Origin of the sequence: Blautia sp. BCRC 81119 (assembly GCF_003184505.1) — a bacterium.
GTDB lineage: Bacteria > Bacillota > Clostridia > Lachnospirales > Lachnospiraceae > Blautia_A > Blautia_A fusiformis.
In genome coordinates, this window is record NZ_QJHD01000007.1 from 22,650 (window position 1) to 36,662 (window position 14,013).

At 46.0% G+C, this 14,013-nt stretch carries 10 protein-coding genes and 1 tRNA gene; 1 reads left to right on the plus strand and 10 read right to left on the minus strand.

Translation table 11 applies throughout. The features are described 5' to 3' along the window. Positions 1–11: 11 nt before the first annotated feature. The 6 genes from DMI82_RS05825 to DMI82_RS05850 all read right to left on the minus strand — a co-directional run bounded on the left by DMI82_RS05825 (position 12) and on the right by DMI82_RS05850 (position 9,187). A complete protein-coding gene (locus DMI82_RS05825) occupies positions 12–1,676 on the minus strand; it encodes a CDP-glycerol glycerophosphotransferase family protein (protein WP_110102797.1) in 1,665 nt (554 codons plus the stop codon). Between the two features lie 14 nt (positions 1,677–1,690). After that, positions 1,691–2,887 carry a CDP-glycerol glycerophosphotransferase family protein gene (locus DMI82_RS05830; RefSeq protein ID WP_110102798.1) on the minus strand — a complete coding sequence of 399 codons (1,197 nt, stop codon included), beginning with the start codon at positions 2,885–2,887 and terminating at the stop codon, positions 1,691–1,693. Between the two features lie 27 nt (positions 2,888–2,914). Then, the gene (locus DMI82_RS05835) at positions 2,915–3,838 is read right to left on the minus strand and encodes a hypothetical protein (protein WP_110102799.1); all 924 of its coding nucleotides are present in this window, start codon (positions 3,836–3,838) and stop codon (positions 2,915–2,917) included. A 24-nt stretch (positions 3,839–3,862) separates the two neighbouring features. Then, a complete protein-coding gene (locus DMI82_RS05840) occupies positions 3,863–4,765 on the minus strand; it encodes an undecaprenyl-diphosphate phosphatase (protein ID WP_021651920.1) in 903 nt (300 codons plus the stop codon). Between the two features lie 130 nt (positions 4,766–4,895). After that, positions 4,896–8,111, minus strand: coding sequence for a carbamoyl-phosphate synthase large subunit (gene carB, locus DMI82_RS05845; RefSeq protein WP_110102800.1), 3,216 nt, complete (start codon positions 8,109–8,111; stop codon positions 4,896–4,898). Beyond that, positions 8,111–9,187: a carbamoyl phosphate synthase small subunit gene (locus DMI82_RS05850; protein WP_015527400.1), complete on the minus strand. Its 1,077-nt coding sequence runs from the start codon at positions 9,185–9,187 to the stop codon at positions 8,111–8,113. Before DMI82_RS05850 ends, carB begins: the two co-directional genes overlap by 1 nt. 237 nt (positions 9,188–9,424) lie before the next feature. Here DMI82_RS05850 and DMI82_RS05855 point away from each other — a divergent pair. Next, positions 9,425–9,508: transfer RNA gene (locus DMI82_RS05855), tRNA-Leu, on the plus strand. 67 nt (positions 9,509–9,575) lie between these two features. On the opposite strand, the gene DMI82_RS05860 is transcribed toward DMI82_RS05855, so the two are convergent. From DMI82_RS05860 to DMI82_RS05875, 4 genes are all read right to left on the minus strand, one after another. Beyond that, positions 9,576–10,043 carry a signal peptidase II gene (locus DMI82_RS05860; RefSeq protein ID WP_021651918.1) on the minus strand — a complete coding sequence of 156 codons (468 nt, stop codon included), beginning with the start codon at positions 10,041–10,043 and terminating at the stop codon, positions 9,576–9,578. Positions 10,044–10,124: 81 nt separating this feature from the next. Beyond that, positions 10,125–10,817: a zinc ribbon domain-containing protein gene (locus DMI82_RS05865; protein WP_110102801.1), complete on the minus strand. Its 693-nt coding sequence runs from the start codon at positions 10,815–10,817 to the stop codon at positions 10,125–10,127. A gap of 42 nt (positions 10,818–10,859) precedes the next feature. After that, complete coding sequence (clpX, locus tag DMI82_RS05870) at positions 10,860–12,245, minus strand: ATP-dependent Clp protease ATP-binding subunit ClpX (RefSeq protein WP_022426973.1); 1,386 nt, start codon at positions 12,243–12,245, stop codon at positions 10,860–10,862. Between the two features lie 136 nt (positions 12,246–12,381). Further along, on the minus strand, positions 12,382–13,947 hold the full coding sequence (locus tag DMI82_RS05875; protein ID WP_110102802.1) for a S1C family serine protease: 1,566 nt from the start codon (positions 13,945–13,947) through the stop codon (positions 12,382–12,384). Positions 13,948–14,013: the final 66 nt, after the last annotated feature.

The following is a 14,013-nucleotide window of genomic DNA, read 5'->3' on the forward strand; positions in this document are numbered from 1 at the left end:
GTATCCTTACATTAAAATTTTTTCTCTTTCAGCCTTCTTTTCAGTTTGTCCGGTATTTGAGCATTGGCTATATATTCATAAATTCGTTTGCTGTTGTCATTGTCCCTGTAGGGAAGAAGCTCATCTCTTCTTCCTGAAAATTCCGGTTTTTCACGGAATCCGTTCCTCGCATATTCTCCGATAAGGTCTACCAGCTGGTTCTGATCCCATGCCAGATCTCCGAAAACATCTTTTTTGTAGTCCATATAGCTTCCCTGGACTTTCTCATAGGTTTCCAGATCAAAGGGATAAAATACCACCGGTTTTTCCTGATAGTAGACATCCCAGGAAACAGAAGAATAATCGGTGATCAGCATATGACAGCTCATCAGAAGCTGATTCAGCGGCATAGTCCCAAATGGGATCAGACGGATATGCCTGTCTTCCACCTGAAAGCTCCGGATATGTTCCCGGAATTTCGGATGGATATAAAAATTCAGCGTGATATTTTCCTTTTCCAGAAGAGTCTTAAGCCTCTCATCCTGCAGAAATGCTTTATAACGCTGATAGTATTCACTTTTTTTGAACTGCTCCTCGCTGATATCCTCCAGCCAGCTTCTCCATGTAGGCATCAGCAGGATCTCTTTATGAGCCGGATCCGACTTGTCCTCCAGCACATCCCATCTGGCCAGTCCGGTGATAATGATCTCTTCATTATCGTATCCGAAATAATCATGGATGATCTTCTGTTCATAACCCGAAGACACCACAAACAGTGCCATCTGATTGCCTCCGCCTTTATGGAAGGTCCTGTGGCATTGCTTGAAGCCCATCACTCCATGCTGGAGAAATACGATGTTCTTCCGTGCCTGATACAGAACCTTGTAGATGCTGTTGGGCGAATCCCAGATATAAAAATGCCGGATTGCATCGGTAGATATCAGATACCGTGCAGCGCTGAGATAGATCATGTACTTAAATGACATGAACTGGATCACATTGGCATCATACTCTTTTACAGCCTGATAATCCGGACATTTTTTATCTATTACATAAAAAATCCGACTTCTGTCCTTCTCCGGTGCATGCTCCATACAGTACCGGAAAAAATAGAGGCCGTTGTCCTGTGCCATTGTACAGTATTTCTCGCAGATCAGCCATAATTTCTTATGATCCCAGTAAGGTTTCAGGATAAAATAGCAGAATAATGCAAGAAATTCTTTTGCTATAAATGCATAGCTGTCATATTTCGGATCATATTTCCGGTATTGAATGGTAAACTGCCTTGCTCCGTTGACAAAGGGATAAACCATATGCCCATCCCCGGTTCTGGTCCATCTTGGAAAAAGGATCAGCTTAAGTTTAAGTTTTGAACTTAAGCCTCCCAGGATCGCATCCTCATAATTTCCTTTTCCTTCTTTATCCACAGATGCCACCACATCCCAGAATGCGGTTTCCATCGGATACTGATCTACATTGATCTGTGCATGATACACGATCGTATTTCCTTTTTTTGCTGTCTGCATTTCAAAAGGAAAACTTGTATCCAGCACTGCATTTCGCTGTTTCAGCTTCAGGGAACGGATCCTTCCTCTGGATCCTTCCAGCTCAAAACTGATCTTTATGGTTCCTTTTGTCAGCGAAAATTTCCTGGTTTTTACCTTGATCTCCGCCGGAGCTTCCATTAACTGCTGCAATTTTTCACCACCTGTTACATTTCTTTGATCGCTTTGTAATTTCTTTCACAGTTCTTTGTATCCCACAGATCAAAATATTTTCCGTGTCTTTCCAGATAGATCTCTTCATTGGCAAATCCCTGCTTATGCAGGCGGATCAGCCAGTCCGTTACTTCCTGTTCCGTTACACATACCGGACCGAAGCCATCTTTCCGGAAATCAAAATACCCGATCTGATGATGACTTTGCCGGAATTTTTCATTGTCAAACTGGTAGTAGACCAGTGGCTTTTTCATGTAGGCAAAGTCCATGGCCACACTGGAAAAATCAGTCACCAGCACTGCGGACTCTTTAAGGAGTGTTTGCACATCGTACTCAGGCCAGGACGCCACTGTGATCTTCGGATGATCCACATGAAAATATTTCAGAAACCGATGCATTTCCCTGTGCGGATAAAAGATGATCTGAAGATCGTTCTCCTCAATATAGCGGATCAGTCTCTCATCCTTGAGAAGTGCATCCCAGTACCGGTAATAATCGGTTTCCATGAATTTCTGTGCTTCCAGCTCGTGATCAGAGGCTGAGATCTCATTGCGGATATACATACGCCAGGTCGGCATGATCAGGATCTGGTTCTTTTTTACCTTCATATCATGAAGCTGGTCAAAACGACACAGTCCCAGCTCCTGCACATAGCCTTCCGGATATCCGTACCGGTCATTGACATATTTCCACTCATCATAGGTACTGGTAACAAAAAGGCTCATTTTTGTATGCGGATAGTACAGAAAACTAAGATCTGCCGTAATGATCCCATGCTGCAGGAACGCCCGCTTGTTCCGTAGGATTCCGTAAACCTCCAGCACATAGCAGATGGCTGCGTTTGGTTTTCCCATTTTCTGGGAGCTGATATTTTTTGATGCAGCCAGATAGTAGATCCAGTGGCGGAAGCTTCCATACTGGATCACAGGTCCCATATCTTTTACCCGGGCATAATCCGGAGATTTTCTATTGATGGCGTACACTGCATCCTCACTGGTATTTTCTCTCAGATATTTGTACAGCCAGAATCCGTTATCCCGGCATTCATTCTCTGTATCACAGAGAAGCCAGAGATCCCTGCGAAAAAGTCTGTAGACCATCGCAATGGGAAATGCCAGGATAAACTTGATGATGTGAAGCAGATCCCCAGGTTTTACTCGTTTCAGTTTTTCAAGAAATGTCTGTTCCATGTTTCCCTCTGTTTACAGGATCCCGGTTTATTCCTCTGACCAGTCTCCGTTATCATCCCAGACAATCTCTCCGTCTCCGCTGTCATCTGTATCTGTACTGTTGTCAAGAGAATCGTCACCGCTTCCGCTGTTGCCGCTGTCATCTACATAGTCGCCGCTATCATCACTGCTGTCATAGTTTCCATCATCACTGCTGTTGTCGTAGCTTCCGTCATCGCTGTTGTCGTAGTTTCCGTCATTACTGCTGTCATAGCTTCCATCATCACTGTTATCATAGCTTCCATCATCACTGTTGTCATAGCTTCCATCGCTGCTGTCAGAAGAAGTATCCGTGATACCGGAAGAACTGTCTGTCAGATCTGAAGCATCTGTGCTGTCTGCGGAATCACTGCTGTCCGCCTCACTGTTATCCGTTTCCACATTGCCAATAGTGCTCTTCTCACTCTTGTCACTGAGGCTTGTATAGGTCAGGTATGCTTCTCCGTTATCGATCATCAGTTTTGCCTTTTCCATATCGCTCAGCTGTACACTGTAGATCTCATAGGCATTTCCGTCTCCGTCTACGATCTTCATATCATAGATGGCATCTCTTGCAGAATCCGGGGTGTAATACATCTGCACCTGCTCCGCATCTTTGATGGTAGCTTCTGCAGGAACAAGACTTTTGCCCCATTCTTCCCCTCCTGCCGCGCGGAGATAGATCTCACGGATCTCTCCCTTCGTGCTGTTGGTAAGATAAACAAATTTTGCAGTACTGGTCTTTACACCGATCAGCTTCGGTGCAGGTGTAGATGTGGGAAGCGGTGTGGATGTAGCCGGTGCAGCCGTAGGTGCGGCTGTAGGAACCGGTGTTGGTGTCACCTCTGCTGTTTCCTTTGATGATTTTCCACAGCCGGAAATACCAAGCGCCGTCACTGCTGTCAGTACGATCAAAAGCTTCTTATATTTCATAATGATTACCTCCAGATTGCAGTTTTATGCTAAAAATGTTTTTCCAACGAAGTATCCGAGCACCAGGATACCAAGAATGATCCTGTACCAGCCGAATACTTTAAAATCGTGTTTCTTGATATATCCCATCAGGAATTTGATGGCAAGAACAGATACCACAAAGGATACCACAACACCTACGATCAGGATGATCAGCTCTGTGGAGCTGAAGGCAAAACCGAATTTGACCAGTTTCAGAAGACTTGCTCCGAACATAACCGGAATTGCCAGGAAAAAGGTAAATTCTGCTGCAACTGTACGGGATGTTCCTGCAAGGATTCCTCCGATAATGGTAGATCCGGAACGGGATGTTCCCGGAATCACGGAAAGCACCTGGAAGCAGCCGATGATCAGCGCTGTCTTAAAGGAAAGCTCATCCAGTCTGGTGCAGGTTGGTCTGCGGCGTTTGTTGTAGTTCTCGATAACGATAAAAAGCACACCATAAACGATCAGCATGATGGCAACGACCACATAGTTGTAAAATTTCTTTTCAATAATGTCATTAAAAGGAAGAGCGATGATGATCGTCGGCAGACATGCTACCAGGATCTTAAACCAGAGGATCCACTTATCCTTATCACAGTATTTTTCTACAAAAGTAAGGACAGTTCTGGGTACTGCCGGCTGTTTACGCAGTGCCATCTGTGTTTTCTTCGGGATTTTTCTTATGTAAAAAGGCCACAGCTTGTTCCAGTACAGTACAACAACTGCCAGGATCGCGCCAAGCTGGATCACCACCAGGAAAAATTCCATAAATGCCTCGGATACATTCAGCTTGATGAACTCATCCACAAGGATCATATGTCCGGTACTGCTGATCGGAAGCCACTCGGTGATTCCCTCCACAATACCGAGAAGGATAACCTTCAGTAATTCTATAAAAATCATGTTAACTCCTTTCTAAAAGCAAGATAAGGACAGGGCCGGTATGTGAACGACGGCCCCGTCCTTATCAGTATATTACATATTTGACAATTCGTAAACTTTTAATTTTTTATTTCACAGAATTTACAATTTATTATCGATTGTCGATGGTGGCGATATCTACCAGAGTCAGGTGGTTCAGGTCTGTATTCTCAAGACTTGTGACCAGAGCCTCTGCAGTATCAAGGCTTGTAAGCACATTGACACCTGTCTCGATGGCATTACGACGGATCACGAAACCATCTTTCTGATGCTCAACACCCTGTGGCGGTGTATCGATGACAACATCGATCTTGTGGCCAAGGATCAGGTCCATCAGGTTCGGAGACGGCTGCTCCAGCTTGTTGGTACGTGTTACCTTGATTCCGTTCTCAGTCAGGACATTTGCTGTACCTCTTGTTGCGAAGATACGGTATCCCTGAGCCTCGAAGCGTTTTGCGATCGGGATGATATCCTCTTTATCCTCATCCTTAACAGTGATGATCATCTGTTTGTGTTTCGGAAGACGGATTCCTGCCCCGATGAATGCTTTGTAAAGAGCCTCGTTGAAGGTCTTAGCAATACCAAGGCACTCACCTGTGGATTTCATCTCCGGTCCAAGGCTGATATCTGCGCCTCTGATCTTCTCGAAGGAGAATACCGGCATCTTGATTGCGAAGTACTCTGCTTCTTTCTGAAGTCCCGGTGTGTAACCAAGCTCTTTGATCTTATGTCCAAGGATAACTCTTGTTGCAAGCGGAACGATCGGGATTCCTGTTACCTTGCTGATGTACGGTACTGTACGGCTGGAACGCGGGTTAACCTCGATGACATATACATCCTCGCCTACAACGATGAACTGAATATTGATCATACCGATAACATGAAGTGCCTGTGCAAGACGACGTGTGTATTCGGCGATGGTATCTTTTGCTTTCTGGCTGATGGTCTGTGCCGGATATACAGAAATACTGTCTCCGGAGTGGATACCTGCACGCTCGATGTGCTCCATGATTCCAGGGATCAGGATGTCCTCACCGTCGCATACTGCATCGACCTCGATCTCTTTACCCATCAGGTACTTATCAACAAGGATCGGATGCTCCTGTGCGATCTGGTTGATGATTCCGATGTACTCTTCCACGTCCTCATCGCTGACAGCGATACGCATTCCCTGTCCTCCAAGTACATAGGACGGGCGGACAAGTACCGGATAACCCAGCTCATTGGCTGCTTTTTTCGCCTCTTCTGCTGTGAATACGGTATGTCCCTTCGGTCTCGGGATCTCACATTTCTCAAGGATGGCATCAAAGAGCTCTCTATCCTCTGCAGCATCTACGTTCTCAGCAGATGTTCCGAGGATCTTAACGCCCATCTTGATCAGTGCCTCTGTAAGCTTGATGGCTGTCTGTCCACCGAACTGAACAACAGCTCCGTCCGGTTTCTCGATATTTACAACATTCTCAACATCTTCCGGTGTCAGCGGCTCAAAATACAGCTTATCTGCAATATCGAAGTCTGTACTTACTGTCTCCGGGTTATTGTTGATGATGATCGTCTCATATCCCTCTTTCGCAAATGCCCATGTACAATGTACAGAGCAGAAGTCGAACTCGATACCCTGTCCGATACGGATCGGGCCGGAACCAAGTACCAGGATCTTTTTCTTATCTTTTGTCTCGATTGCTTCGTTCTCTGTCTGGTCATCGCCGTATACAGAATAGTAATATGGTGTCGCTGCCGCAAACTCTGCTGCACAGGTATCAACCATCTTGTATGCTGCACGGATGCCGTACTCTTTACGCAGGTCTTTGATCTCAGCTTCTGTCTTTCCTGTCAGGTCTGCGATGATGTAGTCCGGGAACTCCAGACGTTTTGCTTCCAGAAGAAGGTCTTTGTCCAGCTTCTGAGTTTTCAGAGCCTGCTCCATCTCAACAAGGATAGCCAGCTTATCGATGAACCAGATGTCGATCTTTGTGATATCATGAAGCTTCTCCTGGGAAACATTTCGTCTCAGGGCTTCTGCGATCTTCCAGATACGGCGGTCATCCACAATGTTCAGCTCGTCCATCAGTTCTTCATCAGAAAGATGTGAGAAATCATAGGACATCAGACTGTCTACATGCTGCTCCAGGGAACGGATAGCCTTCATTAAAGCACCCTCAAAGTTATGGCAGATACTCATAACCTCACCGGTAGCCTTCATCTGTGTAGTCAGTGTACGTTTTGCTGTGATGAATTTATCAAATGGCAGACGCGGGATCTTAACAACACAGTAATCCAGCATCGGCTCGAAGCTTGCATATGTTTTGCCTGTGATGGCGTTCGGGATCTCATCCAGTGTGTAGCCCAGTGCGATCTTGGCTGCAACCTTGGCGATCGGATAACCGGTAGCCTTACTTGCAAGTGCGGAGGAACGGCTTACACGAGGGTTAACCTCGATAACGCAATACTCAAAGCTCTCCGGATGAAGAGCGTACTGTACGTTACATCCACCTGTGATGCCAAGCTCTGTGATGATGTTAAGTGCAGATGTACGGAGCATCTGATACTCTTTATCTCCTAAGGTCTGGGAAGGAGCAACTACGATGGAGTCACCGGTATGGACACCAACCGGGTCAATGTTCTCCATGTTGCAGACTGTGATGCAGTTTCCTGCGCTGTCTCGCATTACCTCGTACTCGATTTCTTTCCATCCGGCGATACATCTCTCTACAAGAACCTCGCCTACACGGGAAAGACGGAGACCATTCTCAAGGATTTCACGAAGCTCCGGCTCATCATGCGCGATACCACCGCCGCTTCCGCCAAGTGTATATGCAGGACGGAGAACAACCGGATAACCGATAGTCTGAGTAAACGCAACACCGTCTTCTACAGTTGTTACGACCTTGGATGCTGCAACCGGCTCGCCGATCTTTTCCATTGTATCCTTAAATTCCTGACGATCCTCAGCTTTACGGATCGTTGCTGCTGTGGTACCGATGAGACGTACATTGTGCTCTTTCAGGAAGCCCTTTTCCTCAAGCTCCATGGCAAGGTTCAGACCTGCCTGTCCGCCCAGTGTAGGAAGTACACTGTCCGGTTTCTCTTTGAGGATCAGCTGCTCTACGACTTCAACAGTCAGAGGCTCGATGTAAACTCTGTCTGCGATGTCTTTATCTGTCATGATGGTAGCAGGATTGGAGTTTAAAAGTACAACCTCCATGCCCTCTTCCTTCAGGGAGCGGCATGCCTGGGTTCCTGCATAGTCAAACTCTGCTGCCTGGCCGATTATGATCGGGCCTGAGCCGATTACAAGTACTTTTTTTATGTCCTTATTCCTTGGCATTATTTCTCTCCTCCCATCATCTTCATGAATCTGTCAAAAAGGTAACTGGAATCCTGTGGTCCAGGGCATGCTTCCGGATGGAACTGTACAGTAAAGATGTTCTTTCCGTTATATGCCATACCCTCGTTTGTTCCGTCGTTGACGTTTACAAATGCAGGATGTGCGATATTTTTCTCCTCAAGTCCCTCTGCGTCTACAACGTAGCCATGGTTCTGGGAGGAAATATATACTCTTCCTGTCTCAAGGTCTTTAACCGGATGATTTCCGCCTCTGTGACCGTATTTCATCTTATGGGTGTCTCCGCCTGTTGCAAGAGCCATAAGCTGATGTCCAAGACAGATGGCAAAGATCGGTACATCAGAGTCGTAAAGTTTTTTGATTTCTTTAATAATAGAAGTACATTCCTTCGGATCTCCAGGTCCGTTACTGAGCATGATGCCGTCCGGATTGTCTCCAAGGATTTCTTCTGCAGATGTCAGAGCCGGGTAAATAGTAACCTGGCATCCTCTCTCATTCAGTGAGCGTGCAATGTTTTTCTTGGCGCCCAGATCAAGAAGGGCAACCTTCGGTCCGTTCCCCTTAAGCACTTCCTTTTCGCGGCAGGAAACCTTCTCTACCACTTTTCCTGTTGTATATGCTTTTAATCTGGGGATGATTGTATCCAGGTCATAGTTCTCATCAACTGTGATCATTCCGTTCATGGTTCCCTTCTCACGAAGGATCTTAGTCAGTGCTCTGGTATCAATTCCTGCGATTCCCGGAATGTCGTTTTTGCTCAGAAAATGCTGAATGGTGTCTACGCTTCTGAAGTTGCTGGGAACTCGTGATAATTCGCGTACAATAAATCCGTCAATCCACGGCTTCCTTGATTCCTGGTCATCATAACAGATTCCGTAGTTTCCGATCAGCGGATATGTCATACACACCGCCTGTCCTGCGTAAGAAGGATCTGTCATTACTTCCAGATAACCGGTCATGGAAGTGTTAAAGACAATTTCACTGATGACTTCCCTTGCAGAACCAATGCTAGTTCCTGTAAATACATGGCCATCTTCCAATATCAGAAATGCTTTCATACAATCTCCCTTTCTTTGTTCTCTTATTTTATCCTAAATCTTCAAGATTGTATCACAGGAATCGTCATTTTTCAACACCATATGCAAAAAAAATGTATAAAACTAACTTAAAATATTTTTTTTGAATTTTTTTAATTTTTTTGAATTTTTCTATTGACATTATCCAATTCCTGAGTTATTATAAGTGAGCAGTCGACGAGCGGAGCAAACAAAGCAAAGCAAGCCGGTTGAAAAAATGCAGGAATGGCGGAATTGGCAGACGCGCAGGCTTCAGGTGCCTGTGGTCGCAAGATCGTGTGGGTTCAAGTCCCATTTCCTGCATTCTTTTTTATTTTATCCAAAATCAAAAAAACAGAAGCGCCCAACACCGGCACTTCTGTTTTTTTATTTATTTTTCTTTTTCAGAAAAGATCTCGCTCCCGCCCCAGAGAAGCGCACCTGTAAATATGAAAAGATCCGAAATATTAAATACGACCTTCTTAAGCTTCGGATTTTCCACATTCAGGCTCATATAATCCGTGACGTATCCCTTTCTGCGACGTTCCGTATAATTATTCAGACCGCCGCCCAGGATCATGGAAAGCCCAAGCTTGGATATGCGTGTGCCTTTTTCTCCGGAAGTACGTATATACTCCCAGATCGCACCGCCCAGCACCATAGATGCAAGATCTCTCAGGAATTCTTTATCTTTGTTTTTTAATATTCCAAGCATCATCCCATGATTATGGCAATTTCTTACGATCAGTCTGCCTCCCAGGCACTTTTCCTTCAGATCTTTCTTTTCCGATGTGTTGATTTTTTTCTTTATATAATAGTCTGTACCAAAGATTCCCGCCGTCAGTAAATTCCACAACATTATTCCCCCTCCTTATTTCTGTGGTCCGCATAATATTCAGGCAGGCTTCCACTGGGGAAAGCCTGCCTTATATGCTTATGGTTATTCTGTTTTTTCTTCTATTGTTTCTGTATTTTCCGGATCAGCCGCAGGCTCCTCTGTTTCTGCAGATCCCACTTCCGTTCTTTTCTCTTCCAATTCCGGATCTGATCCTGATGTTTCTGTTTCTGACGCTTCTGCGGTTTCTGCTGTTTCTACTACTTCTGACGCTTCTACTGTCTCTTCCGGATCTGCTGCCACTTCTGTAGCTTCTGCGTTTTCTTCCGCTTCTGTCTCCGGTACTTCTGTCACCTCTGCCTCAGCAGCCTCTTCAAGCTCCTCATCTGCCTGCTCGATCACATCGGCAGCTTTCTCTTCCAGCTCCGCTGTAGGACACGCCGCTCCGCAATACGGACAGAAGCTGGCCTCCCGCATCACCGCCTTATGGCAGGCCGGGCAGAACTTCTCCCCTTTACTGGCAGCGATCGCATCTCTATAGTGATCCGCCTCCAGCATGTGCTGGCTGATTTCCTCGCAGATAGCTCCCGTCTCACCGTCAACGGCTTCTCCCTGCTCATAACGTGTATAGATCATCTTTCCGATATCCATCATCAGCTTTTCGGTCATACGCTCCTGTGCAGAGAGCTTGTTACGGATCTTCTGGATCTCATAGAGATTCTCTGCTCTGGAACTTAAGCCCTTTGCCTTTCTTGTCAGTGTGTTTCCCAGATCATCCCAAAAACTGCTTTTTGCCATATCTGTCACGCTCCTTTATATATTAAAGAATCTTCTTGTTTCTTATCCTTCCAGTGCCGGGATCTCCTGTCCACGCATAAGGATCTTCGGACCTCCGTTGCCCTGAATGTATCCCTCTGTGATCACGACCTCACCGATATTGTCGTCCTTCGGGATCTCATACATGATATCCAGCATATATTCCTCCAGGATAGCCCGGAGAGCTCTGGCTCCTGTATGGCGTTCCAATGCCTTACGGGCAATGGCATGTAAGGCACCGTCCTCAAACTCCAGTTTTACTTCATCCAGTGCCAGAAGCTTCTTGTACTGTTTCAGAATGGCGTTCTTCGGCTCCTTGAGGATTTTCACAAGCATATCTTCCGTCAGCCCGTTCAGGGTAAAGATGATCGGAAGACGACCGATAAATTCCGGAATCATTCCAAATGCACGGAGATCATCTACCGTTACTTTCTCCAGCACATGCGGATCATCATCATATTTGTCCTTCAGATCTGCATAAAATCCGATAGACGCCTGTTTATTCAGTCTTTCTTTGATGATATTCTCAAGATCCGGGAACGCACCGCCACAGATAAACAGAATGTTCCTTGTATTTACAGTCACCATAGGTACCATGGCATTCTTGCTGGTAGCACCTACCGGAACTTCCACTTCACTTCCCTCCAGAAGTTTCAGAAGTCCCTGCTGGACAGCCTCTCCGCTGACATCTCTCTGGTTGGTATTCTTCTTCTTTGCGATCTTATCGATCTCATCGATGAAAATGATCCCGTGCTCTGCCTTCTCCACATCATTATCTGCAGCTGCAAGCAGCTTGGATACTACGCTCTCGATATCATCACCGATATAACCGGCCTCTGTAAGAGATGTGGCATCTGCAATGGCAAGCGGTACCTGAAGAAGTCTGGCAAGCATCTTCACCAGATAAGTCTTACCGCAGCCTGTAGGTCCGATCATCAGCATATTGGATTTCTCGATCTCAATATCATCCATGGTATCTGTGGCAACTCTTTTATAATGGTTGTATACACCTACAGACATTACCTTCTTGGCATATTCCTGTCCGATCACATATTCATCCAGAGTTGCTTTGATCTTATGTGGTGCAGGAATATCTTTGAGATCGATCACCGGCTTCGGAGTCTCTGATTTTTTCTTAATCTTCTTCGCCTGGTTTCCGGGATTCTGGAAACTGCTGAGATCGATCATGCTCACATTCGGCATGTTAAAAAGATCGGAATAATTTCCATTGTTCATCTGGGTGTTCATAGTATCAAAGCTTTTCTGCATGCAATCCGCACAGATATGTATATGATTAGGAAGGTCGATCATCTTCCCTGCCTGACTCTCCGGTCTGCGACATAAAAAACAGAATTTCTCGTATTTCTGCTCCTGGTCATTATCTTTATTATTATCAAACTGATCTGCCATAACATTTCCTTTCTGGTTTTTATTATGCATATTATAGCACATAATCCGGCTGTATCAAATTAAGTTTTTATAAACCGGGGAGCTGCATGTTCTTATGCAGCTCCCCGGTTTATAAATGGTTATCCTGTATTTTCTTTTATTTGTCAGAAGAGGGTTTGCTTCCGAGGGTCACTTCAACCGTCTGTTCCTTGTACTCTCCGCTGTTCGCTCTGGAGATCACCACTTCGATGGTTTCTCCTGCCTCATAATACTGCAGCTTATCAACAAGGTCATCCTTGCCGCTTACCTTCTGTCCATCCAGCTTCACAATGATATCGCCTTTTTTGATCCCTGCATTATCTGCTGCGCCACCTTCCGTTACCTCAGTAATAAAAGCACCTGCCGGCATATTATACATCTGGATGGCTTCTGTTGTAAGATCGGCAGCCTTGACTCCCATATATCCTACCTTGGAAGAATCTTCCACCTTATCCCTGGTTTCGCGGTTCATCAGTTCTTCCAGAATCGGCTCTGCCTTGGAGATTGGAATGGCATATCCCATGCCTTCCACCTGACTGTCTGCATACTTGGCCGCATTGATACCGATCACTTCACCGTTCATGTTCAGAAGTGCACCGCCACTGTTTCCGGGATTGATCGCTGCATCAGTCTGGATCAGTCCGCTGGCTTCTCCGTCCTCTGTACTGATGCTTCTGTTAAGGGCACTTATCCATCCGGAGGTAACTGACTGTCCATAGCCCAGTGCATTGCCAATGGCAACCACCTGCTCACCGACTACAAGATCGTCCGAGCTTCCCATCTGTGCGATCTTGATCTCATCCATGGTCTCATCCGGAATATCGGATTTCTCCACTGCCACCACTGCCAGATCATTCTCTTCATCGGTGCCTTTGATCTTGGCAGAAACTGCGTTATCCACATCCGCATCTCCATCGGAGCTGCTTGCCATAGCCTGGGTTTCTTCTTCCGCTCCTACCACATCACTGCCTGCAAAGCACACAGTAAGTGTAGTCGCTCCAGATACCACATGGTTGTTAGTCGCAATGAGAAGCTCGCTGTCATTTTCTCCTACAATAATACCGGAACCACTTCCTGCACTCTGATACTGCCTCGTTCCATATCCGAAAAAGCTTGGGATCTCCTGCACACTGACAGATGTAATGGCAACGATAGAAGACATGGTTGCCTGGGCTACACCGGCCACTGTACCACTCTCTGCCACAATATCCTTCACAGTAGAATCCGCAGAGCTACTGTCAGTACTGTCCTCTGTCCCGGTAACTGTTTCTGTCTTTCCGATCGTTGTACTGCTGTCATTTCCTCTGTATTTATCTGCTGCAATATTCACGCCCTGAAAAACCACTCCGGCTACCAGCCCAAAGATCACAGCCAGTGCCACCGCAGTGGCTGCTTTCTTTCCAAAGCTGTTGTTGCCTGAAAAATCTCTCTTTTTCCGCGGCTTTTTGGGCGGTATATTTCCACCGGCATAATTACCGGCCTGAGGCTGGTGCACCTCATAATGTCCGTATTTTGGTTTCTCCTGCGAAGTGCCTTCACTCTGTCCGGCACCTGCATCGCTGTCCTGTCTGCTCTCCTGCATCCTGCGTCCCTCAGAATAAGGATGCGTCAGCGGTTTCTGTTCTGCCGAAGCATTCTTATCCTCATCCGGCAAGTCTGTCCCCCATTTATTCTCTTCACTCATGCCTCTGGTGCTCCCTTCTATGTTATCTGATGCATGTATCTATTACTGCTCACTCCGTTCTCAGTA